The following is a 23,785-nucleotide window of genomic DNA, read 5'->3' as shown; positions in this document are numbered from 1 at the left end:
CCCGGCCGCCCCACCAGGGGCGCGTCGTCGGCTCGGCCGGGTCAGCAGCCCGCCAGGGCGGGGCAGGGGCGGCGGTGCAGGCGGGCGCCCGGGTCGCCCGGGTCGAGGCCCGGTGAGGAGACCGGCAGGCGGCCGCCCAGCCACAGCCCCGCGTGCGCCACCGAAGCCAGCGTCACGTGCCGGTGCCACCCCGACAACGACCGCCCCGCGAAGTCCCGCAGCCCCACCCGGTCCATGCTCGCCCCGGCCGCCCGGGACACCGTCCCCGCCTCCTTCGTCAGCCGCACCAGCGCCCCCGGCGCGACCCGCGTCATGTCGGTCACCCACATCCGCCCCGGCAGCCGCCGCGCATCGGACCACTCCCCGAACAGCAGCATCTCCCGCCCCGCGAGCAACACCCGTACCGCCGCCACGAGCGAGCTGCGCCGCGCCCCGGCCCGCTCGGGGTCCGCCCACTCCACCGGCATCCGCATGCCCCGCACGTTCTGCAGGATGTCCCGCGCCGCCATGGGCAACGCCCCGTAACTCGGCAGACGCTGGTCCGCCACCCCCAGCCGCGCCCCCGGGCTGATGCGCGCCACCACCGGCACCCCGGCCTGCGCGAAGCGGGCCAGCGTGGCCCGGGTCGCGATGTCGGGGACGTCGAGCACGACCGGCCGTACGCCCGCCGCGGAACCCCGTGCGAGCTCGGCCGCCCCCGCGACCGCGCAGGCCTCGTAGGAGTCCGCGGACTCCACCGGCCCCGCGCCGCCGAGGAACAGCCGCCACTGCACCGGCGTCGCCGCACCGCCCGAGGTGAACCACGTGGCGAAGGCCTGCTGCCCCCGGAACATCTGCCCCTGGTGCGGGTCGAAACGGTTGCCGATGCCCACCGAGTGCTCCCCGCCGCGCGGGATCGCCATCGGCTGCACCACCCACGCGCTCAGCGGCGCCGACCGGGCGAGGTACTGCGCCAGCGCGGTACGGATCGGCTGCCAGTCCCAGGTCGAGCCGGCGATGAAGTGGTGCAGCGCCTGCTCCTCGGCGGCCCCGCCGGAGCCGGTCTGCAGCGCCATGTTGCGGATCGACTTGCGCCCCTGCGCGGCGAGCAGGCCCCGTACGTACTGGCGTCCCCGCTCGCGCTGGTCGCGGCGCCGCAGTGGCGCGAACACCGCGGCGCACAGTTCCTCGACGACCTCTCCCATGGCGGCCTCCCCCCTCGCGGCCTCCCCCATGCGGTCGGGCCGGCCGGTCCCCATGCCGGTGCCGGTGTCCACGCGCTTCCCCCTCCGTCGACTACCCCCCTACCGTCCGCCCCAGGGCCTCCTCGCGGGGAGGTGCGCCGGCCACACCCCTGCCGCCCGCCGTGGTGGGGCGCCCACCACCGGCCCGCCACCGGCTCACCTCCGGTCACCCCCCGGCTCACCTCCGGTCACCCCCCGGCCCGGCTCCGGGCGGCGTGGAGCGGGCCCGATACCCCAGACTGGGCGCATGTCGATTCACCAGAACCTGCTCGGGGGCCCCGCCCCCACCCACCTGCCCGACGAGCCCGGCCCGCGCGAGGCCCTCGCCGCCGGCACCCCGGCCGCCGAGGTGGCCGCCGCCCACCCGACGTCCTCGCTCGCCTGGGCCACCCTGGCCGACGAGGCGTTCGCCGCCGGCCGCACCATCGAGTCGTACGCGTACGCCCGTACGGGCTACCACCGCGGCCTGGACGCCCTGCGCCGCGCAGGCTGGAAGGGCCACGGCCCGGTGCCGTGGGAGCACGAGCCGAACCGCGGTTTCCTGCGTGCCCTGCACGCACTGGCGCGCGCCGCCGGGGCCATCGGTGAGAAGGACGAGTACGAGCGCTGCTCGACCTTCCTGCGGGACTCCTCCGCGACGGCTGCGGACACGCTCGCGTAACGCCCTGGCCTGCAGGCCTAGAGGGGCCCCGGAACCTCTGTTTATGATGCGAACAGGGGACCGGGGCTCCACTTACCTCACCGGAAGGAGCGGACCGCTACCCGGAAGCAAGTGTCGAGGAGACAGAGATGTCGCAAGCCCTTGATGCCTCCGGAGCCGGTTCGGACGCCCCGAACCTCGACTTCGCCGGCACCACCCCCTACGAGGACTACGTCCAGGCGGACGTCCTCACCCACCTCCAGCACCTCCGCTCGGACGACCCCGGCGAGATGGTCTTCCTGGTGACGACCCAGGTCATGGAGCTGTGGTTCACGGTGATCGTCCACGAGTGGGAGACGGCCGCCAAGGCCCTGCGCGAGGACCGGATCCCGGTTGCGATGGACGCGCTGAAACGATCCCTCCGTGAGCTGGAGGCCCTCAACGCCTCCTGGCGCCCGCTGGCGCAGTTGACCCCCGCGCAGTTCAACTCGTACCGCTCCGCGCTCGGCGAGGGGTCCGGCTTCCAGTCGGCGATGTACCGCCGGATGGAGTTCCTGCTCGGCGACAAGTCGGCGTCGATGCTGGTGCCCCACCGGGGCGCCCCGCGCGTCCACGCCGAGCTGGAGAAGGCCCTCCAGGAGCCGAGCCTCTACGACGAGGTGCTGCGGCTCCTCGCGCGCCGCGGCCTGCCGGTTCCCGCGTCCGTGCTGGACCGTGACCTGTCGCGGCGCTACGAGCCCTCGCCGCAGGTCGAGGCCGTCTGGACGGAGTTGTACGCCGACCCGGACGGGCAGCCGGACCTGCACCGGCTCGGCGAGGTGCTGACGGACGTGGCGGAGCTGGTGTGGCGCTGGCGCAACGACCACCTGGTGGCCACCCGCCGGGCGATGGGCGCGAAGACGGGCACGGGCGGCTCCGCGGGCGTGACCTGGCTGGAGAAGCGCGCGCAGAAGAACGTGTTCCCCGAGCTGTGGACGGCGCGCAGCCATGTCTGAGCCGACGCCCACCATGACCGACCCGTCCGTCACCGACCCGTCCGTCGTCCGGCCGTCCGCCGGTGGACTCGCGCAGCGCGCCGCCGCGCTGGACGCCGCCGACGAACTCGGCAAGCTCCGCGAGCGCTTCACCCTCCCCGAGGGCGTCGTCTACCTCGACGGCAACTCCCTGGGAGCCCTCCCCTCCGGCGTCGCCGCCACCACCGCCGATGTGGTGGGCCGCCAGTGGGGCGAGCTCCTCATCCGCTCGTGGGACGAGTCCGGGTGGTGGACCGCCCCCGAGCGCATCGGGGACAAGATCGCCCCCCTGATCGGCGCGGCACCCGGCCAGGTGACGGTCGGCGACTCCACCAGCGTCAACCTCTTCAAGGTCCTGGTCGGTGCGGCCCGCCTCGCGGACCCCTCCCGGACCCGGCTGCTGGTCGACGCCTCCACCTTCCCCACCGACGGTTACATCGCCGCGTCGGCCGCCCGGATGACCGGCCTGACGGTCGAGCCGGTCGACCCCGCGGGAGCCGCGGCGGCGATGGGCGCGGACACCGCCGTCGTCCTGCTCAACCACGTCGACTACCGCACCGGGCGTCTGCACGACCTGCCGGCCCTCACCGGTGCGGCCCGCGCCGCCGGCGCCGTCATGGTCTGGGACCTGTGCCACTCCGCCGGGGCGCTGCCCGTGGGCCTGGACGAGAACGGGGTCGACCTCGCGGTGGGCTGTACGTACAAGTACCTCAACGGCGGACCCGGTTCGCCCGCGTACCTGTACATCGCCGAACGCCACCAGGCCGCCTTCGACTCGCCGCTCCCCGGCTGGAACGGGCACGCGGACCCGTTCGCGATGACCACGGAGTACGTCCCGGCGGCGGGCGCGGCGCGCGCCCGGGTGGGGACCCCGGACATCCTGTCGATGCTGGCGCTGGAGTCGGCACTCGACGCCTGGGACGGGGTCGCGATCGAGTCCGTGCGGGCCAAGTCCCTCGCGTTGACGGACTTCTTCCTGGAGTGCGTCGCCGCGTACGTCCCGGCGGGCTCCGTGGAACCGGTGACCCCCGAGGAGCACGCCCGCCGCGGCAGTCAGGTCTCGCTGCGGACCGCGAACGCCCGCGAGGTCATGACCGAACTCATCGCGCGGGGCGTGATCGGGGACTTCCGGGCGCCCGACGTCCTGCGCTTCGGGTTCACCCCGCTCTACGTCGGATTCGCCGACGTGGAGCGCGCGGCCCGGACGCTGGGTCACATCTTCGGGTGATGTAGCGGAGAAACGTCACATCGCGAGGCGCATCACTGGGCGGGCGGAGCTTCGGCTCCGCCCGCGTCCACATTGCCTCGGGCCGCCGCCTGACGGCGTGTTCAGGCCTGATACGGTCCCGCTCTGCCGGAGCACCGGAACACGTGTCCCTGCCGTAACTCCTGCTGCAGTGTTCTCCCTTGCCCCATGCGTTACCGAGAGGTTGAGCCGATGACGGACCCCGCAGTCGAACGGGACGCCGCCGAGTCCGCTTCGGCCTTCTCCCATCCGCCGGTCGAGCCCGACGTGAGCTCCGCGTACGGTGAACACCCGGACCAGGTGGTCGACTTCTACGCCCCGCGCGGCGGCGCCCCGGGCCCGGCGCCGCTGGTCGTGGTCCTGCACGGCGGCGCCTGGCGGGCCCCGTACGACCGCGGCCACGTCACCCCCTTGGCGGACTTCCTGGCCCGGCGGGGCTTCGCCGTCGCCAACGTCGAGTACCGGCGCGGGAGTTCGCTGCCGCATCAGGGGGGCGGCCCCATCGCGGGACGCTGGCCCGAGACCTTCGACGACGTCGCCGCCGCCATGGACGCGCTGCCCAGGCTCGCCGCCGAGGCGCTGCCGCAGGCCGACGTGCGCCGGATCGTGGTGACGGGTCACTCTGCCGGGGGCCACCTCGCCCTGTGGGCCGCCGCCCGTCACGTGCTGCCGGAGGGGAGTCCCTGGCGGCTGCCGGCCCCGCCGCTGCTGCGCGGGGTGGTGGCGTTGGCCCCGATCGCGGACTTCGCGGTCGCGGAGGAACTGGGTGTCTGCGGCGGGGCGTCGGCGCAGCTGCTGGGCGGGGAACGGTACTGGGACGAGCGGCTGCCGTACGCGGACCCGGCCGCGCTCCTCCCGACGGGCATCGCGACGGCCGTGGTGCAGGGCCGGGACGACATCGTGGTCCCCGAACAGGTGGCGGAGGCGTACGTCGCGGCGGCCGCCAAGGCGGGCGAGCTGGTCGGCCTGACCCTCCTGGACGGCGTCGGCCACTTCCCGCTCATCGACCCGGCCGCCGACGCCTGCGCGGTGGTCGCCGAGGAGATCTCGCAGCTCGCCTGGTGATCAGCGGTCAGGGGTCAGGTTGGACAAAAGCGGCCCAAGGGGACTGGTTCTGGCCTTGTTGATCATTCAACGTGGCCGGTTTCCCACAGGTGGGTTGGCTGAGGATGCCCGCCTGGCTACGGTCGATCGCGGCGTGGGACATCGCGCCGTTGCCCTCCGGACGGGCCCGGTTTCCCCTCCGGTCGAGCGAAGGGGAGCATGCATTGGCCGAGGACGAGCGGCGGCTCTGGCTTTCCGTCTACAGCACGGCAGGCGGCTGGCAGGCCGACCAGGTGTTCGCCGACCGGACGAGCGCGGCCGCGCCCGCGATCGCGGTCGACGGGGGCGAGCTGTACTGCGCCCACCGGGGCGCGCGGCAGGAGGACGGGCGCTACCTGCCGCTGCGGGTGACCACGTACGCGCCGGAACTGCTGGACGTACTGCGCGGCGAGGTCACGGAGGACCGGCTGCTCGGCGAGGCGGTCGAGACCCCGGTCCTGGCCGTCCACCGGGGTGGGGTCCACTGCGCCCACACCCTCGCGGAGCCCTCGGGCCGCACGCGGATCGCCGTCACCCCGCTCGCCGGGGACGGGTCGTCCGCGGCCGCCCTGGAGGACGCGATCGCCCCGGCGCTGGTCTCGTACGGGGACGCACTGCACCTCTTCGCCGTCGCACCGCTGTACGGGAAGATCATCCATCGGGTGGCGCGCACGGCGCGCGGACCGTGGGAGAAGCCGGCCGGGGGCGACGGCGCGTACGGGATGCTGCGCGTCTGGAACAAGAACGGCCCTTACCCCGCGAACCTGTCCGCCACCGTCCACGACGGCAGCATCCACCTCGTCTACCGCTTCGGTACGGACGACGCCCGACTGATGCACGCGGTCTACGACGGCGGCACCTGGCACAAGCCCGTCCCGCTGGGCGAGGGCCACACGAGCCGGCGCGGGGCGGCCGTGGCCTCGTACGACGGCAGGCTGCACGCGGTGTACCCGTCCTCGCACGCGGACCGGCTGCGCCACGCGGTCTTCGACGGCAGGAGCTGGGACGAGGGCACGGACCTCGACGAGCACGACAGCCGCAACACCCCGGCGTTGGCCCCGGTCCACGACACGGCCACGGGGACCTACACCCTCCTGCTGGTCCACCGCTCCACCTGACCGGCCGGCCTCGGCACCGCCCCGGCCGGACGGCCGGAGGGGCCGGGCATGCAGAAGGGGCCGGGGGCCCAAGACGCGGGAGGGGCCGGGGGCCCAAGACGCGGGAGGGGCCGGGCTGCCCAAGACGCGGGAGGGGCCGGGGTGCCCACCGGCGCCCGGCCCCTCCCGGCACTTCCCGGTTCCCCTAGAGGAACGAGTTGATCTCGATCGTCTCGGTCCGGCCCGGGCCGACACCGATCGCCGAGATCGGGGCGCCCGACATCTCCTCCAGGGCCTTGACGTACGCCTGGGCGTTCTTCGGGAGGTCCGCGAAGGTCTTGGCCTTGGTGATGTCCTCGGACCAGCCGGGGAGGTTTTCGTAGATCGGCTTCGCGTGGTGGAAGTCCGACTGCGAGTACGGCAGCTCCTCGACGCGCTTGCCGTCGATCTCGTACGCGACGCAGACCGGGATCTGCTCCCAGCCGGTCAGCACGTCCAGCTTGGTGAGGAAGAAGTCCGTCAGGCCGTTCACGCGGGTGGCGTAACGGGCGATCGGGGCGTCGAACCAGCCGCAGCGGCGGTCGCGGCCGGTGGTCACGCCGCGCTCGCCGCCGATGCGGCGCAGGTCCTCGCCGTCCTGGTCGAACAGCTCGGTCGGGAACGGGCCCGCGCCGACGCGCGTCGTGTAGGCCTTGAGGATGCCGATGACGCGGCTGATCTTCGTCGGGCCGACACCGGTACCGGTGCAGGCGCCGCCCGCGGTCGGGTTGGAGGAGGTCACGAAGGGGTACGTGCCGTGGTCGACGTCGAGCAGCGTGCCCTGGCCGCCCTCGAACAGCACGACCTTGTCCTCGTCCAGCGCGTTGTTGAGGATCAGGGTGGTGTCGGCGACGTACGGCTTGATCTGCTCCGCGTACTGGAGCATCTCCTCCACGATCGCGGCGGCGTCGATCGCGCGGCGGTTGTAGAGCTTCGCGAGGAGCTGGTTCTTGCCCTCCAGCGCCGCTTCGACCTTCTGCTGGAGGATCGACTCGTCGTAGAGGTCCTGGACGCGGATGCCGATGCGGTTGATCTTGTCGGCGTACGTCGGGCCGATGCCGCGGCCGGTCGTACCGATCTTGCGCTTGCCGAGGAAGCGCTCGCCGACCTTGTCGAGGGTGACGTTGTACGGGGTGATCAGGTGCGCGTTACCGCTGATCAGCAGCTTCGAGGTGTCGATGCCGCGCTCGTTGAGCCCGCGCAGCTCGGAGAGGAGTACGGCCGGGTCGACGACGACGCCGTTGCCGATGACCGGGGTGCATCCGGGGGAGAGGATGCCGGAAGGGAGAAGGTGCAGCGCGTACTTCTGGTCGCCTACGACGACCGTGTGGCCGGCGTTGTTGCCGCCCTGGTAGCGCACCACATAATCAACGGATCCACCGAGCAGGTCGGTGGCCTTTCCCTTGCCCTCGTCACCCCACTGAGCTCCGAGCAGCACAAGAGCGGGCACAGGCGTACACCTCTTCCGGATGGGGCATGTCCAAGGTCAGGGGGCGTACGACGATGTACACCGCAGGCTGAGCCGTCGGACCGGTACCCCGGAATAGACGAAGGCCCTGGCGCAATAGCGCAAGGGCCTCTTGCACAAAGATGCTACCCGAGGAAGGACCGAGGTGTCGGCTCCAGAGCCCACCATGAGCCATGCGGGCGCGCCGGTAGGCGGCCTGCTCGTGCTCGTCGACCCGGTCGCCCGCCGTCTTGACGGCGAGTCCGTACGGATCGCGAAAGATGTGTTGTGCGCCGGTGCCACGGCGAAAGTTTCTCTCCCCGACTCGCCGGAGGAGTTTGCGCGGGCACTCGCCCGCCGGGGCCATCGGCGCCCCGTGATCGTCGGGGACGACCGGGCGCTGCTACGCACGGTGACGCTGTTGCACCGCTCCCGTGACCTGCCGGGGGAGCCGTTGTCGCTGATCCCGGTGGGGCCGGTGGGGTCCCTCACGCTGGCGGGGTCCCTGGGCGTGCCGCTGTCGGCGGTGATGGCGGCCCGGGCGGCGCTGGACGGGGCGGTGCAGGCGCGTGACCTGCTGGTCGACGACAGCGACGGGGTGGTACTGGGCGGCCTGCGGATCCCGCCGCCGGTGCGGACGCAGGTTCCACCCGTACGGAGCTACCGGTCGTTGCTCCGGATGCTGCTGCCGGGACCGCCGGGGGTCGGGCCGGCGCCGGCGGGGCCGGTGCACCGGCTGAGGGTGGAGGCGGACGGGGTGGTGCTGGCGGATGTGGACCACCCGGTGCAGGACGTCGCGGTGGTCACGCGGGAGGCGGGCGGCCTGGCGGAGGTGGTGGTCCGGCTGATGGGGTGCGCGGCGCTGACGGAGCGGGCCGCGACGGTGACGGTGTCGGGCGCGGACTTCCGCTACCGCGCCGACCACGCGGCCGTGTCGGGCCCGCTCCGGCGCCGCACCTGGACCCTGCGTCCCGCCGCCTGGTCCCTGACCGTGCCGCGCTGACGGCCGTGCCTGCCGTTCTCAGCAGGCGACCAGCAGTTCCCGCAGCCCTCGGATGATGTACCCGTCCCGCCACTGCGGCTCCTCCACGAGCCGCAGCGGCGGCGCGCCGGCTGCCAGCAGGGCGCCGAACGACGCCCTGAGTTCCAGCCGCGCCAGCGGGGCGCCCAGGCAGTAGTGGATCCCCGCCCCGAAGCTCAGGTGCGGGTTGTCGCCGCGTACGAGGTCCAGCGCGTCGGGGTTCTCGAAGCGCGCGGGATCCCGGTTGGCGGACCCGAAGAGCAGCGCGACCTCGGCGCCCCGCGGGATGACCGAGTCCCCGATCCGGATCTCGTCCAGCACCCAGCGTTCGAACATTTGTAGGGGTGTGTCGTATCGCATGAGTTCATCCACAGCTGTGGACAACTTTTCGGGATGGCGGCGGAGGTCGTCGAGCTGGGCGGGATTGCGGAACAGCGCCCACCAGCCGTTGACGGTCGTGTTGACCGTCGCCTCGTGGCCCGCGTTCAGCAGCAGCACGCAGGTGGAGATCATTTCCTGCTCGCTGAGCCGGCCCTCCTCGTCATGGGCGGCGATCAGTCCGGAGATCAGATCCGCCCCGGGGCGCCGGCGCCGCTCGGCGATCAGGGCGCGCAGGTAATCGCTGAACTCGACGCTCGCCCTGACGGCCCGTCGCGCCGTCTCCTCGTCCGGCCGGAGCTCGAACATCCCGCAGATATCCGCCGACCAGGGCCGCAGCAGCGCGCGGTCCGACTCCGGGATCCCGAGCAGCTCCGCGATCACCGCGACCGGGAGCGGCTCCGCGACGGCGGTCAGCAGATCACCGCCCCCGTCGGCCAGCAGCGCGCCCGCGAGATCCCCGGCCAGCCGCTCGACGGCGGGCGCGAGACGCTCCACGGTGCGCGGGGTGAAGGCCTTCGCCACCAGCCGCCGCACCCGCGCGTGCGCGGGGTCCTCCAGGTCCAGGAGACCGTTGCCGTTGAGGACGTGGAAGGGCTCGTGCTCCGGCGGCGGCGCCTGCTGCCCGAACTCCTCGTGGGTGAACCGGTGCAGGTACGTGCGTCCCAGCTTGCGGTCACGCAGCAGCGCGCTCACATCGGCGTAGTGCGGCACCAGCCACTGCCCCGTAGCCTGCGACCACACCGCCCGCCCCTGTTCGCGCAACTCCCGATAAGCGGGGTACGGATCGGCGACGAACGCGGCGTCCCACGGATCAAAGCGCATTCCCGAAGCCTAGATCGGCCTCCCACCCCCTCACCCCCTTCGCCGCGAACCGCATCCTCTCCCGCTCCGAGGCCCCCTCCCCCTCATCCCCTTCACGCAGGGGTCACCAGCCGCGTCTCGTACGCGAACACCGCCGCCTGTGTGCGGTCCCGCAGGCCCAACTTGACCAGGATCCGGCTCACATGCGTCTTGATGGTGGACTCCGCCACGACCAGCCGGTCGGCTATCTCCGCGTTGGCCAGCCCCTGGGCGATCAGGATCAGCACCTCCGTCTCCCGCTCCGTCAGCTGCGACACCCCGGCCGGGTCCGCGAGCTTCGGCGCCTCCGCGAGCTTCGAGAACTCGCAGATCAGCCGCTTGGTCACCGAGGGGGCCAGCAGCGCCTCACCGCCCGCCACCACCCGTACCCCCTCCGCCAGTTGCCTCGCCGACGCGTCCTTGAGCAGGAACCCGGACGCCCCCGCCCGCAGCGCCTGGTACACGTACTCGTCCAGGTCGAAGGTGGTCAGGACCAGTACCTTCGCATCGGTGTCGGCGGCCACGATCCGCCGCGTCGCCTCCAGCCCGTTCATCTCCGGCATCCGGATGTCCATCAGCACCACGTCCGGCCGCAGGGCGTTCACCTGAGCGATGGCCTGGCGGCCGTCCACCGCTTCGCCGACCACCTCGATGCCTTCCATGGCGTTCAGCAGGACGGAGAAACCCTCGCGGACCATCATCTGGTCATCGACGATCAGCACCTTGATCGTCATACCGGCCGCTCCTGCGAGGGCGACGGCGAGGACGACGGCGAGGACGACGCCGAAGGCTCCGCCGTCCGGCGCACCGGTATGAACACGGCTACCTCGTATCCGCCGGCCGCCGTCTCCCCGGCCGTCATCTCCCCCTCCAGCATGGCCACCCGCTCCCGCATCCCGGTGATCCCGTGCCCCGCGCCCGGTGACGGCAGGACCTTCTCCGTCGGCGGTCCGTTGACGACCCGTATCCCCAGACCGCCCAGCACGTACGACACCTCCACTCCGGCCGCCGCGCCCGGCGCGTGCCGCAGCGAGTTGCTCAGCGCCTCCTGGATGATCCGGTACGCCGACAGCTCCACGCCCTGCGGCAGTTCCCGCACCGCTCCGGTGACCGTCTTCTCCACGCTCAGCCCGGCCTCGCGCACATTGGCCAGCAGCCCGTCCAGCGAGGCCAGCGTCGGCTGCGGCGCGTCCGGCGCCTCGTAGTCCGCCGAGCGCACCACTCCCAGCACCCGCCGCAGCTCCGTCAGCGCCGCCACCGCGTTCTCCCGGATGGTGACGAACGCCGCCTCCAGTTCGGCCGGCGGGTTCTTCACCCGGTACGGCGCCGCCTCCGCCTGGATCGCCACCACCGACATGTGGTGCGCCACCACGTCGTGCAGCTCGCGCGCGATCGTCGTCCGCTCCTCCAGGAGCGTGCGCCGGTCCCGCTCGACGGCGGTCACCTGCTGCTGCGCGACGACCTCCCGCTCCGCCTGTCGGCGGGTGTTGCGGACCGTGACCGTCAGCAGGACGAGGGCGGAGGCGAACGCCATGGGTGCCACGTTCGACTCGTAGCTGCCCACGAGCACCGGTATCGCCGCCCCGAACACCAGGGTGATCGCCCACAGCCAGCAGGCCACCCGGGGCCGGCTCCGCATGGCCACGACGGCCATCACCCCGAGGTAGGCGATGAAGGTCGCCGGGGACCACGGCCAGGTGAGGTCCCGGCCCTGGACGAGCGAGAGGCCCGTCGTCACACCCAAGGCCACCCAGAACGCCCCCACGGGGCGCACCAGCGTCATCAGGACCGGCATCGCCGCCACCAGGCCCATGAACAGCCGCACTGCCTGCGGCATCCCGTGGGAGTCGGCGGTGGTGGCCAGCACGACGATCAACGCCACGACCCCCACCAGCGCGTGCGGCAGGTAGCCGGCCTTCGCGCGTATGCCCGCCGGCAGCAGGCGCAGCAGCGGCCCGTCCACGCGCATCGGCGCCAGCGGCCGGTAGGCGAACGCGCCGCTGATCAGGTCCTGGCGCATGATCTCGAAGAGCCCCGAAGCCATCCGCAATTCCGGTGTCCGGGCTGTCCCCCCGGTGGTCGTCTCGGTCATATGAGAACCGTAGGTCCGCGCCCCCGTCGTCCGCGTCGCCACCGATGGGGATATCCGCAGCTCCCCCTCAAGTACTACCGGGGTGTATCAGTAGCCCGTCGGACGGATCAGTCCCGTCTCGTACGCGAACACCGCGGCCTGCGTCCGATCGCGCAGGCCCAGCTTCACCAGGATGCGGCTGACGTGCGTCTTGACGGTCTGCTCGGCCAGGACGAGGTGCTGGGCGATCTCCGCGTTCGACAGGCCCTGCGCGATCAGGGACAGCACTTCCGTCTCCCGCTCCGTCAGCTCGTCGATCCGGGCCCGGGAGGGTGCACGGGGCGCCCCCAGCCGGGAGAACTCGGTGATCAGCCGCTTGGTGATGTTCGGCGAGAGCAGAGCCTCACCGGCCGCCACCACCCGTACCGCCTCAGCGAGCTGGTCGGCGGAGGCGTCCTTGAGCATGAAGCCGCAGGCCCCGGCGCGCAGGGCCTCGTACACGTACTCGTCCAGGTCGAAGGTGGTCAGGACGAGCACCTTCACGGCGGCCGCGCGGTCGGCGGTGATCACGGACGTCGCCTCGATGCCGCCCATGCCGGGCATGCGGATGTCCATCAGCACCACGTCGGGGCGGAGTTCGGCCGCCTTCGTGATCGCCTCGGCGCCGTCCACGGCCTGCCCTACGACCTCTATGTCGGGCTGGGCGTTCAACAGCACGGTGAACCCCTGCCGGACCATCATCTGGTCGTCGGCGATCATCACCTTGATCGGGGCGGTCATGAGGCCTTCTCCGTCTTCTCGGTCCCGGGCACCGCGCCCCCGGGCAGGTCCATGGGCAGTACGGCGCTCACCTCGTACCCGCCGTCGGGACGCGGGCCGGCGGCCAGTTCACCGCCCAGCATGCCCGCCCTTTCGCGCATCCCCAGCAACCCGTGCCCGGTGCCGGGCGACGGCGCGGCCACCCGGGTCGGGGCGCTGTTGGCGATGCACAGGTGCAACTCGCGCGGACCGTAGGCGATCCCCACCTCCACCCGGGAGCCCGGGGCGTGGCGCAGGCAGTTGCTCAGCGCCTCCTGCACGATCCGGTACGCGGTGAGCTCGACGCCCGGCGTCAGGGGCCGGCGTATGCCGGCCGTCTCGGTGGTGACCTCCAGCCCGGCTCCGCGCACGTTGTCCACGAGGCCGTCGAGTTCGGCGAGGGTGGGCTGCGGGTGGTGCGGGTTGGCCGGATCGTCGGGTCGCTCCGAGCGCAGCACGCCGAGGACGCGCCGCAGTTCGGTCAGGGCTTCCAGGGCGTTCTCCCGAATGCCCGCCAGGTTCTCCTTGAGCTCCTGCGACGGGTTCTCCACCAGGTGCGGGGCGACCTGCGCCTGGATGGAGATCACCGACATGTGGTGCGCGACGACGTCGTGCAGCTCCCGGGCGATGCGGCTGCGTTCCTCCAGCAGCGTCCGCCGGGCCCGCTCCTCCTCGGTCAGGGTCTCCTGCGCGACGAGCTGGCCACGGGCCAGCCGCATCGCCCGCAGCGCATAACCGAGGAGTCCGGCGAACCCGAAGACGAGGAGGGCCACGAGGAGGCTGCTCCGGCTCTTCTCCGGCTTGAAGACACCCTCGGCCACGGCGCCGGCGGCGACCGAGACGCTGATGACGGCGATGGTCACCCGGGGCGGTACGCGCAGGGCCACCAGCAGGATCAGCGGGGCGAAGGAGAACGGCCCGATGGCCGTCCACGGCCACGCCTGTCCCTGCCCGACGTGGTCGCGGATCACCCAGGCGATGAAGCCGGCGTTCAGCAGGCCGAGCCACCAGGCGGCGATCGGCCGGAACAGCGCGCTGATGATGGCGAAGCCGGTGAAGAGCGACAGCAGGACGATGCTCGGGTCGTGGATGTCGTAGTGGTCCTGGAGTTGCACGGAAGTGAGGGAGCCGAAGAACACCGCCGCGTAGACGACCAGGGTGTGAGGCAGCCGGGCCAGCCAACGGGGCCGCGCCATCGGAGGCAGCGGATCCTTCTTCAAGGTGAACAACTCCCGGACCAGGCCCCGCAGGGCGTGGCCGGCTGCCGCGGGGGCCGGATCCGGGGACGCGTTCTGGGCATTCACACCGGTCAGCCTAGGCACGGGTGACCTCCATGGCCGGAGCCCCTCGGTGGTCACGGGGCACAGGCGAGGCTCGGACGGCGGGGTCACGGCGCCGGGACGCGCCCTGCTCGTGCGTGTGGAACGTAGCCCAGCAGACGGCGAGCGCGGCGGCGAACAGCGGCAGCCACAGCAGCCGGCACGCTATCCAGCCCGGGGAGCCGGGCACGGTGTGCAGCCCGGGCAAGTCCGGTGAAACGAGGAGCCCGAGGGCGGTGACGGCCATCATCGCGGTCTGGTGCCAGAGGAAGACGGTCATCGCGGACAGGTTCAGCAGTGCCACCTTCGCCCAGGTCCTGGGCCTTCGCACGGCGCGGGCGAGCGGTTCACGGAGCAGCAGGGCCAGCCCGCACTGGGCCAGGCCGAAGCTCACGGCGGCGAGGGTGGGCGGGTTCAGGTTGGAGACCGCTGCGCCCGGAACACCCACCATCGACGCGGGATAGCCGCCCCACAGGACGAGCGAGGCGGTGGCGACGGCACCCGCCACGAGCAGCGCCACCGCCGATCCGCGGCGGGCGAACGCGCCGCGGGACCAGGCCGCGCCCAGAGTGAAGGGGACGAGCCAGCCGGCGGCGACATTGCCCCAGCCGACCCAACCCGGGCCCCCGAAGCCGAATCGCCAGACATCCACGCCCGCGACCACGGCCAGCGGCACCGCGGGGTGGAGCCGAGCCACCAGCGGCGTCGCGGCGGTCAGCACGGCGAACACGAGCAGGAACCACAGCGGGGAAAGGACGAGCCTGAGCAGGGTGTGGAGGGTGTCCGGTGCCACCCCGCCCAGCAGCATCCCGGCGGAGGCGACGCCCCACAGCGTGAGCACCGCCGCCACCGGCCGGAACAGCCGGCCCAGCCGCTGCCCGACCCAGATGCGGTACGGAACTCCGCGCGCCCGGGCCGAGGCGTACCCCTGGGCGGCGACATGGCCGCCGACCAGGAAGAACACCGCCAGCGTCTGGAACACCCAGGAGACCGGGGCCAGCCAGGGCATGCGCGCCAGCGGGCTCGTGCTGCTCAGGCCGCCCTCGGCCGTGGTCAGCGCGGTGACGAGCCAGTGGCCCAGCACCACGCCGAGGATGGCCAGGGCCCGCAACGCGTCCACGCAGCGGTCCCTGGAGGCCGGAGTCCCGGCATCGACACGGTCCGCGAGCCGGGACCAACGGGCGTGGGCACTACGCATGAGGGACCTCCGGCGTGGCGGCGGGAGCGGCGGTGGCGGCAGGCCCGATGACGATGCGGGCCAGGGCGTCGAGGGACGCGGTGCCGGGCCCCAGGTAGTCGCTGTGGCCGACCCGGCCGGCGGCGAAGACCCGTGCGCCGAAGGCCGGATCGACAGGATCGGTGCCGAACCCGACACCGCCGAGCCGTACGTGTGGGACGTTGCCGATCCAGTCATCGCTTCCCCGCCCGGCCCACACCTGGGCCCGGGTGGGCAGCTCGGAGACGGAGCCGGCCCCGGTCCCAGGACTCCCGTAGAGCACCAGGTCGGTCACCTTGGGGCCGGTACCCGTACGGGCGCAGACCACCGAACCGTAGGAGTGGCAGAGCAGCGAGATCCGGGTGTCGGGGCGGGTGCGGGCTTCCAAGCCGGCCAGCAACGGGCCCAGTTCGGCGGCCGCGGCGTCGGCGCGGGCGGTCGTCAGGACGGTGGTGCTGACCGTGCCGGGGGTGTCGTACCCGAGCCAGGCGACCACGGCGGAGTTCGGGTGCTCGGCCTGGAGGCGCTGCTCAAGGGCGACCGCCCCGGCACGGAACCTCTGGTAGGTGTCCAGCGTGGTGTCGGACCCCGGCACAAGAACGGTGACCCGGTCAGCACCCTCCAGATCGCCGAACACCTCCACGGCCCGGCCCCCGCCCCGGCCGTCGAAGGCGAGGAAATGGGGGCCGGAGCCGCCCGACCCCCGCGCCATGGCCTGCAACTTCACGGCCCGGCCGGTACGGCCCGCGTCCCGCGCCATCCGGGCCGCCTCGGCGATGTTGCCGAGGTTCGCGGCGTACCGGCTCTCCGGGGTGGCCGTACCGGCGAAGGCGACGGGCCTGGGCGCCGGTACGTCGGGGGACGCGGCGGCGGAGAGGGGGAGCACCACGGCCGCCGCGATGAGGCCGGCCAGCAGGGTGCGGCGCAGGCGGCTGCCAGTGGCGTTCATGAGGGGGCCCTTCGGTCCGGGAGAGCGTTGCGCTCTTCTCTGGTTCCGAAGTTATGGATCAGCCCCCCTCGTCGGCGTCCCGCTGAGGAGCGGCCTTCGCTGGTAGCTCTCAGGTATCACGCCCCCTACTTCCGAGCCACCGCGCGCCATCGGCGGACGCAGGTGCGACAGCCCGCGGTTGACGAAGCGTCAGGCCCACGGGCGTTCAGGAGGCCGCCGTCGCCACCCGGACGCCGAAGGCGATCAGGACCGTGCCCGTCACCCGGTCCAGGGCGCGGCGGACGCGCGGGCGGGTGAAGAGGAGCCGGGCGCGGGAGAGGACGTGGACGTACGTGCCCAGCCAGAGCAGCGTCAGCAGTACGTGGACCGCCACGAGCAGCGCCATGCCCACCGCCGGGCGCAGACCGGCCGGGGCGAGGGTGGGGAGCAGGCCCGTGTAGAAGACGGCGATCTTCGGGTTCAGCGCGTTGCTGACCAGGCCGGTGCGCCAGGCGCTCGTCCCGCGCCGTTCCGCCCGTTCGCCCCGTACGGCCGGCTCGGCGCCGGCGTGACGCAGCGACTGGACGCCGAGGAAGCAGAGGTAGCCGGCACCCGCGAGCTTGACCACCAGGTACACCTCGGCGGACGCGGCGAGCAGGGCCGCGAGTCCGGCGACGGTGAGGGCGCCCCAGAGGAGCAGACCGACGCAGATCCCGCCGACCGTGCGCAGCCCGTCGGCGCGGCCGCGCGAGACGGCCCGCTTCGTCACGATCGCCATGTCCGGCCCCGGAACCAGGGTCAGCAAGGTCAGCACGCCCGTCGCGGCGAGGAGGTGGGTGTACACGCGGCCCAGTCTGGCAGCCGCACCTCGACCGCGGCTCGGGGCGACCGCGCCCCGGCCGACCCGGTCCACGACCGGCGGCTCAGGGCAACCGCGACCCCCGACCGCGACCGCAACCCCGCCGCGACCACAACCCCCGACCGCGACCGCGACGCGGCTCAGTCCGCCGCCAACGGCTCGACGTACCCCGCCCGCCAGCGGGGCGCCGGGTCCTGGCCCGGGCTGGTCCAGTACTCCCTGGCTCCGACGACCACCCCGTCCCGCACCGTCCACAGCGAGACGGCCCGGTAGACCACGTGCTCCTGGGGTACCTCCACCTCCGTGACGACGAGGTCCCCGTCGGCGAGTATCCGCAGCACCTCCACGGGCACCTCGTCCACGTCGTCGTCCTCGGCGAGGACGGCGACGAAGTTGGCCCGGCCCACGATCCGCTCACCGCTGACCGGCCACTCGATCACGGCGTCCTCGGCGACCAGCTTGGCGACGCCGTCCCAGTCGCGCGCCTCGATCCGCTCCCACAGTCGTGCCACTACGTCCAACGGCTCCATGTGCGGCAGTCTGCGACGCGGTCACGGGACGCAACAAGCTTTGCCCGCAGGCTTATTGACTTCGACACAATCGGTGCGGCCCTACCCTTCCCGGGGCTCCGCCGAAGACGGGTCCGCCAGCGCGCCGAGGGCGCAGGACAGCCTTTCCAGGGTCCGGACCGTCTCCGCGAAGGCCTCCTCGCCCAGTTCCGCGGCCAGCCGGTGTGCCAGCGCCGCATGCCCGGGAGCGATGCGGGCGATCGCCGCGCGCCCCTCCTCCGTGGGCCGCAGGAGCTTGGCGCGCCGGTGGGCGGGGTTCGGTACGTACTCGGCGAGACCGTTCGCGGCCAGCAGGTCGGCGATGCGCTGGACGCTCTGGCGGGTGATGCCCATGACGCGCGCGATGCCCGCGACCGACAGGGGTTCGCGGAGCACCGCGCCCAGCACCTGCCAGCGCGCCGCCGTCAGCCCGGCCGGGCGGGCCAGCTCCTCGGAGACGGCGAGGAACTGGCCGTTCAGCCGGAAGACGCCGAGGGCGGTACGGCTCAGCAGGTCCTGGCGCGCCCGCGCCGACGGCTCCGGAGCCTGCCCGGCCGCGAGCCCCGCTTCCGTCACCGCCCCATGCCCCGTCTCCGCCGCGAGCCCCGCTTCCGTCACCGCCTCCGTCACCGCCTCGGCCATCACCGCCCCGGGCCCCGCCTCCGTCACCGCCCCGGGCGTCGCCGCCTGCCCCGCCTCAGGCATCGTCAGAGTCCGTCGCGGCCGCCAGCACCGGGTACGCGGTGGCGTCCGAGTCGTGGAAGAGGCGGTACCAGGCGTCCAGGACGACCGGCTCGTACACGCCCAGCCGGGCGAACACCTCGCGGGCGAACGCCACCGGCTCCGTCGGCCCCGCCGTGATGAGGTCGCCGTCCGTGACCGCGTCCGTCTCGACGTAGTCGGGGCCGCCCGCGTATCCGGGCTGCGCCGCCAGGTACGGGGCGGCGGCGCTCGTGTGCCGGCGCCCGTCCAGCAGGCCCTCGCGGGCGAGGCCGGCCGTCGCGCCGCAGATCGCGGCCACGGGCACCCCCGCCGCCAGGAACTCGCGGGCCTTCGCCGCGAACGGCGCCAGCGTGTCCCCGGTGTCCCAGAGCGCGGCGCCGGTGAGGATCAGCAGGGACGAGTCCTCGGGGCGCAGCCCGGCCAGGGCGAGGTCGGGCCGGATCCGGACGCCGCCCATCGTGGTGACGGGCTCTTCGGCGGCGAAGGCGACCGTGCGGACCCGGTGGCCGCGCCGGGTGAGGTGCGCCGTGGTGTGGCCGGTCTCCCAGTCCGCGTACGTGTCGTAGACGGCGAGGTGGACCGGCTTGCGGGACGGTTCCCGCGCGGTGTCGCTCATGGTGCTCGCCTCCTCGTGGGGGCAGGTCCCGGGCCCCGCCCGGAAGGACTCGGCCCGCTATGACAACATGCTGTCATCTTGGCAGGAAGCTGCCAAGTCTTCGGCCCGATCGCATACAGACTGCCGAGGGCGGGCCCCCACCCGCATACAGTCCGCCGATGTACCTCCGGGCCCGGGCCCTCCTAGCGTGACCGCATGACCCCTCATGTCACCGGCGCGGCGGTCAAGGCCGCCGATCGCGCCCACGTCTTCCACTCATGGTCCGCCCAGGCCCTGATCGATCCCCTGGCCATCGCCGGTGCCGAGGGGTCGTACTTCTGGGACTACGACGGGAACCGCTTCCTCGACTTCGCCTCCCAGCTGGTCAACACCAACATCGGTCACCAGCACCCCAAGGTCGTCGCCGCGATCCAGGAGCAGGCCGCCCGGCTCTGCACCCTCGCCCCCGGCTTCGCCGTCGACGTCCGCTCCGAGGCCGCACGCCTCATCGCCGAGCGGACCCCCGGCGACCTCGACAAGGTCTTCTTCACCAACGGCGGCGCCGAGGCCGTGGAGAACGCCGTACGGATGGCCCGGCTGCACACCGGCCGCCAGAAGGTGCTCTCCACCTACCGCTCGTACCACGGCGCCACCGCCGCCGCGATCAACCTCACCGGCGACCCGCGCCGCTGGCCCTCCGACACGGCCGCCGCCGGTGTCGTGCACTTCTGGGGACCCTTCCTCTACCGCTCGCCCTTCCACGCGACCACCGAGGCCGAGGAGTGCGCCCGCGCCCTCACCCACCTCGCCGACACCATCGCCTTCGAGGGGCCGGCGACCATCGCGGCGATCATCCTGGAGACCGTGCCGGGCACGGCCGGCATCATGACCCCGCCGCCCGGCTACCTCGCCGGCGTCCGCGAGCTGTGCGACCGGTACGGCATCGTCTTCATCCTGGACGAGGTCATGTCCGGGTTCGGCAGGACCGGCAAGTGGTTCGCGGCCGAGCACTGGGACGTCACCCCCGACCTGATCACCTTCGCCAAGGGCGTCAACAGCGGCTACGTCCCGCTCGGCGGCGTCGCCATCTCCGGCGCGATCGCCGAGACGTTCGCCACCCGCCCCTACCCGGGCGGACTGACGTACTCCGGCCACCCCCTCGCCTGCGCCGCCGCCGTCGCGACGATCAACGCGATGGAGGAGGAGGGCATCGTCGAGAACGCCGCCCGCATCGGGGAGGACGTGATCGGCCCCGGCCTCGCTGCGATCGCCGAGCGGCACCCGTCGGTCGGGGAGGTCCGGGGCCTCGGTGCCTTCTGGGCCGTCGAACTCGTACGGGACGGGGAGACGCGCGAGCCGCTCGTCCCGTACAACGCGGCCGGCGCCGACAACGGGCCGATGGCCGAGTTCGCGGCCGCCTGCAAGGCCTCCGGCCTGTGGCCCTTCGTCAACATGAACCGGACCCACGTGGTCCCGCCCTGCACCGTCACGGAGGCGGAGGCCAAGGAGGGCCTGGCCCTGCTGGACGCGGCGCTCGACGTGGCCGACCGCCACACCACGGCCGGCTGACGACCGCAGGTCCCCTCCCGCGAGCGACAGCACACGCGGCATCCCAGGCGGCATCCCACGCGACATAGCGCCCGAATATCGGGCGCTATGTCTGTTTAATTCCTGTGTACCGATCGGTTTCGGCCGGATCGGCTGGCCTAAGGTGTCCGAAGTCCTACCGAGGAGACGGGCCCCTATGCCAGGCAGCGGAGCTGTCACCCGCAACACACTCCGCCGGCAGATAGCGGACGCACTGCGCGACGAGGTGCTCGCGGCGCGCCTGCCTCCCGGCACCGAGTTCACGGTCAAGCAGATCGCCGAGACGTACGAGGTGTCCGCGACCCCCGTGCGCGAGGCGCTGGTGGACCTCTCCGCCCAGGGCCTCCTGGAGTCGGTGCAGCACCGCGGGTTCCGGGTGCGCACCTACAGCGTCGAGGACTACCGGGGCATGGTGGAAGCCCGCATCCTGGTCGTGGACGGGATCTTCCGCCGGCTCGTCGAACGCGGCACGGCGATCGGGTCGGGCGAGCTGCTGGTCTCCGTGCGGCGCCGGGCCGAGGAGGCGCGGCGGGCCGCGCAGAGCGGTTCCCTCGAAGTGCTGATCGGCTACGACCTGCGGTTCTGGCGGGAGCTGAGCGGGCTGGTCGGGAACACGTACATCTCCGAGTTCCTGCACCGGATCCGGATCCAGTGCTGGGTCTTCTCCGTGCCCCACCTCCAGAAGGCGACGGCGGCGGAGATGCGGCGGGCGCTGTGGGACGGCCACGGCGAGCTGGTGGACGCGGTGACGCGGGCGGACGCCGGGGAGGTGCGCCGCATCGTGCACGCGTACAACCAGCACGGCCTGGACTGGGCCGCCGGCCTCTAGCGACGCCCGACCGTCCCGCCACGGCCTGTGGCGACGGCCGACCGCCCCGCCACGGCGCGTGGTCCGGCGGCTACCGCCCCGCCACGGCCCGGTAGCAGTCGTCCAGCCACGGCCCGCTGTCCTGATGACCGGCCGTCACCGGCCGGGTCGGCCGCCGTCCGCGGGCCGGTGTCCGCCGACCCCTTCGCGGAGCGTGTCCGGCGCATTACGCTGGCCCGATCGGCGGCAACGACTGATCGGAGCCCGCGTGGCCTGTGACCTGTGGCTGGTCCCCCTTGTCGACGTGCTGTGCCACAGCCCCGACAACCCCTTCGCGGAAGAGATCGCCTCGTACGACAAGGCGCTGGGCGAGGCGGGCCTGCCGTCCGTCCCGGTGTTCGCCTACATGCCGGGCCTGAGCGGCGACGTCGCTCCGGTGGCCGGCTTCGACTACGACGCCCTGCACTTCCTGCGCCGGGCGTACCTGCTCCAGATCTGCGGGCTGCCGGTGACGCCGGTGGACGAGCTGGGCGGTGACTACGAGCAGCTGCTGGAGATGTTCGAGTCCACGGCCCAGCAGTCGCACCTCGTATGGCACTACGACCACGCGGGGGCCTACGTCCCGGTGGACTTCCCCGTTCCGCTGGCCAACGAGGAGCTGCTGGCGGGGGGCGGGCCGCTGGGCTCCGCGCAGGGGCTGCTGCGGGAGCTGGCCTTCGTGGCGCCCGCGATCGGGATAGACCCGGGCAATCCGCCGGCCGCCCCCGCGCCGCCGGGCCGTCCGACCTCGCTGGAGGAGCCGGCGGGGCCGATCCCGTACGACGACAGCCCCTTCGCGCGGGAGCGGCACGTGTGGCTCGGACTGCACGCGGCGGCGACCCGCAGCCTCGGCCAGGGGTCGATGATCATTTTCAGCTGAGTGCACCGACCGCGCCGCGCCCCCGGTCCGGTCTCAGCGGGGCTGCTCCGGGGGCCGCTGGCGCGGCATGTTCGGGCGGGTGCCCGGCGGGAGGGCGAAGCGTGCCGGGGGGACGCCCGGGTCCGGCCGGGAGGCCGCAGAGCCCAGGGACTGCATGACCAGCGGGGCCGGTCCGGCCCGGAACTCGACCATCCAGTCCGCCGTCTCGGAGCGCACGAGCTCCGTGATGTCCTCCGAGAACCGCCGCAGGACGGTCAGGCAGCGCTCCGCCGCCTCGCTCGCCGTGCCCTCGGTCGGGCCCAGCACCTCCCGCACGTTCTCCGAGGCCCAGTCGAACTGGAGGGTCTGGAGCCGGCGCTGCACCGCCTGCGCCGTGGCCACGTCCCGCATCCACCCGGAGGTCAGCCCGAAGAACCGGTCGCAGGCCAGGCAGGCCGCGCCGAGCAGCAGGCACAGGTAGCCGTACGAGGCTGCCCCCGGGGCGGAGCCCGTCAGCTCCAGCAGCGGCATCGAGGCACCCACGACGGCGCCGGCCGCCGCCCCCACCCGCAGCGTGCGCGCCCCGCGCCGCTTCCACGCCCGGTCGGCCAGGTACCACTCCGCGGTGCGCAGGGCGTCGGCCTCGACCCGCCGGTAGAGCTCGTCGAGCCGCTCGGCGGGCTCGCCCCAGTCCCCGAGAGGAAACGGCCGGCCGGTCAGGTCGCCGTCCTCTGCGGGATCCCGGGGTGGCCCCTCGGGCTGCATCTCCGGCTGACTCACCCGGCACTCCCTCTGCCTGCGCTGACGTGTGGTGGTGCGCGTGTGCGCAATGGTGCGCATGCACTTCCTACCTTCGAATGACGCGCGATGGACGACGAATCCCGCGATTTCCGCTCGCAAGGAGGGCTCCAGCAGGTGCGCGCACCCCCGCTCTCTCACTCGAAAGAGTTGGTCCTCACGGCGTAGGGCGCTGCGCGCGGGGACCACGTAGGCTCGGATTGACCAAGCGTTGAGAAGTATCCGTTGTTTCCGCAGTGATGGAGTGAGTGCCCTGTGATTCCCGGTGGTGGCCAGCCCGACATGCAGCAGCTGCTCCAGCAGGCCCAGAAGATGCAGCAGGACCTCGCCGCGGCCCAGGAGGCACTTGCGCAGGCCGAGGTCGAGGGCCAGGCCGGCGGCGGCCTGGTCAAGGCGACCGTCACCGGTTCCGGTGAGCTGCGCGCCCTCGTGATCGACCCCAGGGCCGTGGACCCCGAGGACACCGAGACCCTCGCCGACCTGGTGGTCGCGGCGGTCCAGGCCGCCAACGAGAACGCGCAGGCGCTCCAGCAGGAGAAGCTGGGCCCCCTGGCCCAGGGCTTCGGCGGCGGCAGCGGGATTCCCGGCCTCCCGTTCTAGCCGACGC

General features: G+C 72.9%; 24 protein-coding genes. 10 read left to right on the top strand and 14 right to left on the bottom strand.

From position 1 onward, the window contains the following. Positions 1–41: 41 nt before the first annotated feature. The gene (locus OHA81_RS15310; protein ID WP_443056768.1) at positions 42–1,238 is read right to left on the bottom strand and encodes an IS701 family transposase; all 1,197 of its coding nucleotides are present in this window, start codon (positions 1,236–1,238) and stop codon (positions 42–44) included. A gap of 232 nt (positions 1,239–1,470) precedes the next feature. Between OHA81_RS15310 and OHA81_RS15305 the strand changes: the two genes are divergently transcribed. The 5 genes from OHA81_RS15305 (at position 1,471) to OHA81_RS15285 (ending at position 6,323) form a co-directional block, all read left to right on the top strand. Then, positions 1,471–1,884 (top strand): DUF3151 domain-containing protein, encoded by a 414-nt coding sequence (locus OHA81_RS15305; RefSeq protein WP_329196399.1) that lies wholly within the window; start codon positions 1,471–1,473, stop codon positions 1,882–1,884. A 128-nt stretch (positions 1,885–2,012) separates the two neighbouring features. Continuing rightward, positions 2,013–2,858, top strand: coding sequence for a tryptophan 2,3-dioxygenase family protein (locus OHA81_RS15300; protein WP_329196397.1), 846 nt, complete (start codon positions 2,013–2,015; stop codon positions 2,856–2,858). Positions 2,859–2,871: 13 nt separating this feature from the next. After that, a complete protein-coding gene (gene kynU, locus OHA81_RS15295) occupies positions 2,872–4,104 on the top strand; it encodes a kynureninase (protein ID WP_329202306.1) in 1,233 nt (410 codons plus the stop codon). A gap of 210 nt (positions 4,105–4,314) precedes the next feature. After that, positions 4,315–5,187: an alpha/beta hydrolase gene (locus OHA81_RS15290; RefSeq protein WP_329196395.1), complete on the top strand. Its 873-nt coding sequence runs from the start codon at positions 4,315–4,317 to the stop codon at positions 5,185–5,187. 203 nt (positions 5,188–5,390) lie between these two features. Beyond that, positions 5,391–6,323 carry a hypothetical protein gene (locus OHA81_RS15285; protein WP_329196393.1) on the top strand — a complete coding sequence of 311 codons (933 nt, stop codon included), beginning with the start codon at positions 5,391–5,393 and terminating at the stop codon, positions 6,321–6,323. A gap of 184 nt (positions 6,324–6,507) precedes the next feature. Here OHA81_RS15285 and OHA81_RS15280 read toward each other — a convergent pair whose 3' ends face one another. Beyond that, positions 6,508–7,791, bottom strand: coding sequence for an adenylosuccinate synthase (locus OHA81_RS15280; RefSeq protein WP_190186053.1), 1,284 nt, complete (start codon positions 7,789–7,791; stop codon positions 6,508–6,510). A 184-nt stretch (positions 7,792–7,975) separates the two neighbouring features. On the opposite strand from OHA81_RS15280, the gene OHA81_RS15275 reads away from it, so the two are divergent. Next, positions 7,976–8,791 (top strand): diacylglycerol kinase, encoded by an 816-nt coding sequence (locus OHA81_RS15275; protein ID WP_329202304.1) that lies wholly within the window; start codon positions 7,976–7,978, stop codon positions 8,789–8,791. An 18-nt stretch (positions 8,792–8,809) separates the two neighbouring features. On the opposite strand, the gene OHA81_RS15270 is transcribed toward OHA81_RS15275, so the two are convergent. From OHA81_RS15270 to OHA81_RS15220, 11 genes are all read right to left on the bottom strand, one after another. Beyond that, complete coding sequence (locus tag OHA81_RS15270) at positions 8,810–10,012, bottom strand: cytochrome P450 (protein ID WP_329196390.1); 1,203 nt, start codon at positions 10,010–10,012, stop codon at positions 8,810–8,812. Between the two features lie 92 nt (positions 10,013–10,104). Beyond that, positions 10,105–10,764 (bottom strand): response regulator transcription factor, encoded by a 660-nt coding sequence (locus tag OHA81_RS15265; protein WP_329196388.1) that lies wholly within the window; start codon positions 10,762–10,764, stop codon positions 10,105–10,107. Next, positions 10,761–12,122 carry a sensor histidine kinase gene (locus OHA81_RS15260; RefSeq protein WP_329196386.1) on the bottom strand — a complete coding sequence of 454 codons (1,362 nt, stop codon included), beginning with the start codon at positions 12,120–12,122 and terminating at the stop codon, positions 10,761–10,763. Before OHA81_RS15260 ends, OHA81_RS15265 begins: the two co-directional genes overlap by 4 nt. Before the next feature lie 87 nt (positions 12,123–12,209). Then, a complete protein-coding gene (locus tag OHA81_RS15255; protein WP_329196384.1) occupies positions 12,210–12,881 on the bottom strand; it encodes a response regulator transcription factor in 672 nt (223 codons plus the stop codon). Further along, a complete protein-coding gene (locus OHA81_RS15250) occupies positions 12,878–14,203 on the bottom strand; it encodes a sensor histidine kinase (protein ID WP_329196382.1) in 1,326 nt (441 codons plus the stop codon). The genes OHA81_RS15255 and OHA81_RS15250 overlap by 4 nt, the downstream gene beginning before the upstream one ends. Positions 14,204–14,213: 10 nt before the next feature. Further along, positions 14,214–15,416, bottom strand: a complete 1,203-nt coding sequence (locus OHA81_RS15245; RefSeq protein WP_329196380.1) for an acyltransferase family protein — start codon at positions 15,414–15,416, stop codon at positions 14,214–14,216. After that, a complete protein-coding gene (locus OHA81_RS15240) occupies positions 15,409–16,383 on the bottom strand; it encodes an alpha/beta hydrolase (RefSeq protein ID WP_329196379.1) in 975 nt (324 codons plus the stop codon). Before OHA81_RS15240 ends, OHA81_RS15245 begins: the two co-directional genes overlap by 8 nt. Before the next feature lie 205 nt (positions 16,384–16,588). After that, entirely contained in the window at positions 16,589–17,206 is a 618-nt protein-coding gene (locus OHA81_RS15235) for a LysE family translocator (protein WP_329196378.1), read from the bottom strand. Between the two features lie 155 nt (positions 17,207–17,361). Continuing rightward, a complete protein-coding gene (locus OHA81_RS15230) occupies positions 17,362–17,751 on the bottom strand; it encodes a nuclear transport factor 2 family protein (RefSeq protein ID WP_329196376.1) in 390 nt (129 codons plus the stop codon). 81 nt (positions 17,752–17,832) lie between these two features. Continuing rightward, positions 17,833–18,411 carry a MarR family winged helix-turn-helix transcriptional regulator gene (locus tag OHA81_RS15225; protein WP_443056767.1) on the bottom strand — a complete coding sequence of 193 codons (579 nt, stop codon included), beginning with the start codon at positions 18,409–18,411 and terminating at the stop codon, positions 17,833–17,835. 55 nt (positions 18,412–18,466) lie between these two features. Then, on the bottom strand, positions 18,467–19,108 hold the full coding sequence (locus tag OHA81_RS15220) for a DJ-1/PfpI family protein (protein ID WP_329196373.1): 642 nt from the start codon (positions 19,106–19,108) through the stop codon (positions 18,467–18,469). A 195-nt stretch (positions 19,109–19,303) separates the two neighbouring features. On the opposite strand from OHA81_RS15220, the gene OHA81_RS15215 reads away from it, so the two are divergent. The 3 genes from OHA81_RS15215 (at position 19,304) to OHA81_RS15205 (ending at position 22,401) form a co-directional block, all read left to right on the top strand. Continuing rightward, entirely contained in the window at positions 19,304–20,656 is a 1,353-nt protein-coding gene (locus OHA81_RS15215) for an aspartate aminotransferase family protein (protein WP_329196371.1), read from the top strand. Positions 20,657–20,831: 175 nt separating this feature from the next. Beyond that, positions 20,832–21,503, top strand: a complete 672-nt coding sequence (locus OHA81_RS15210; protein ID WP_329196368.1) for a GntR family transcriptional regulator — start codon at positions 20,832–20,834, stop codon at positions 21,501–21,503. A gap of 247 nt (positions 21,504–21,750) precedes the next feature. Further along, positions 21,751–22,401: a hypothetical protein gene (locus OHA81_RS15205; protein WP_329196367.1), complete on the top strand. Its 651-nt coding sequence runs from the start codon at positions 21,751–21,753 to the stop codon at positions 22,399–22,401. Positions 22,402–22,434: 33 nt separating this feature from the next. Here the strand turns inward: OHA81_RS15205 and OHA81_RS15200 are convergent, their stop codons facing one another. After that, the gene (locus OHA81_RS15200; RefSeq protein WP_443056766.1) at positions 22,435–23,145 is read right to left on the bottom strand and encodes an SLATT domain-containing protein; all 711 of its coding nucleotides are present in this window, start codon (positions 23,143–23,145) and stop codon (positions 22,435–22,437) included. A 288-nt stretch (positions 23,146–23,433) separates the two neighbouring features. Here OHA81_RS15200 and OHA81_RS15195 point away from each other — a divergent pair, with 288 nt between their 5' ends. Beyond that, on the top strand, positions 23,434–23,778 hold the full coding sequence (locus tag OHA81_RS15195; RefSeq protein ID WP_329196363.1) for a YbaB/EbfC family nucleoid-associated protein: 345 nt from the start codon (positions 23,434–23,436) through the stop codon (positions 23,776–23,778). Positions 23,779–23,785 lie beyond the last annotated feature (7 nt).

It is taken from the genome of Streptomyces sp. NBC_00667, assembly GCF_036226825.1.
GTDB lineage: Bacteria > Actinomycetota > Actinomycetes > Streptomycetales > Streptomycetaceae > Streptomyces.
The sequence above is the reverse complement of the archived record's forward strand: the minus strand, read 5'-3'. Positions and strand labels throughout refer to the sequence as shown.

Bases quoted from the DNA above. Each gene is read 5' to 3' on its own strand.
- OHA81_RS15290 (WP_329196395.1), top strand. From the start codon at position 4,315: ATGACGGACCCCGCAGTCGAACGGGACGCCGCCGAGTCCGCTTCGGCC.
- OHA81_RS15245 (WP_329196380.1), bottom strand. From the start codon at position 15,416: ATGCGTAGTGCCCACGCCCGTTGGTCCCGGCTCGCGGACCGTGTCGAT.
- OHA81_RS15310 (WP_443056768.1), bottom strand. From the start codon at position 1,238: ATGGGGACCGGCCGGCCCGACCGCATGGGGGAGGCCGCGAGGGGGGAG.
- OHA81_RS15230 (WP_329196376.1), bottom strand. From the start codon at position 17,751: ATGGAGCCGTTGGACGTAGTGGCACGACTGTGGGAGCGGATCGAGGCG.
- OHA81_RS15270 (WP_329196390.1), bottom strand. From the start codon at position 10,012: ATGCGCTTTGATCCGTGGGACGCCGCGTTCGTCGCCGATCCGTACCCC.
- OHA81_RS15255 (WP_329196384.1), bottom strand. From the start codon at position 12,881: ATGACCGCCCCGATCAAGGTGATGATCGCCGACGACCAGATGATGGTC.
- OHA81_RS15275 (WP_329202304.1), top strand. From the start codon at position 7,976: ATGAGCCATGCGGGCGCGCCGGTAGGCGGCCTGCTCGTGCTCGTCGAC.
- OHA81_RS15210 (WP_329196368.1), top strand. From the start codon at position 20,832: ATGCCAGGCAGCGGAGCTGTCACCCGCAACACACTCCGCCGGCAGATA.
- OHA81_RS15260 (WP_329196386.1), bottom strand. From the start codon at position 12,122: ATGACCGAGACGACCACCGGGGGGACAGCCCGGACACCGGAATTGCGG.
- OHA81_RS15300 (WP_329196397.1), top strand. From the start codon at position 2,013: ATGTCGCAAGCCCTTGATGCCTCCGGAGCCGGTTCGGACGCCCCGAAC.
- OHA81_RS15305 (WP_329196399.1), top strand. From the start codon at position 1,471: ATGTCGATTCACCAGAACCTGCTCGGGGGCCCCGCCCCCACCCACCTG.
- OHA81_RS15265 (WP_329196388.1), bottom strand. From the start codon at position 10,764: ATGACGATCAAGGTGCTGATCGTCGATGACCAGATGATGGTCCGCGAG.
- OHA81_RS15215 (WP_329196371.1), top strand. From the start codon at position 19,304: ATGACCCCTCATGTCACCGGCGCGGCGGTCAAGGCCGCCGATCGCGCC.
- OHA81_RS15200 (WP_443056766.1), bottom strand. From the start codon at position 23,145: ATGCAGCCCGAGGGGCCACCCCGGGATCCCGCAGAGGACGGCGACCTG.
- OHA81_RS15220 (WP_329196373.1), bottom strand. From the start codon at position 19,108: ATGAGCGACACCGCGCGGGAACCGTCCCGCAAGCCGGTCCACCTCGCC.
- kynU (WP_329202306.1), top strand. From the start codon at position 2,872: ATGACCGACCCGTCCGTCACCGACCCGTCCGTCGTCCGGCCGTCCGCC.
- OHA81_RS15240 (WP_329196379.1), bottom strand. From the start codon at position 16,383: ATGAACGCCACTGGCAGCCGCCTGCGCCGCACCCTGCTGGCCGGCCTC.
- OHA81_RS15225 (WP_443056767.1), bottom strand. From the start codon at position 18,411: ATGGCCGAGGCGGTGACGGAGGCGGTGACGGAAGCGGGGCTCGCGGCG.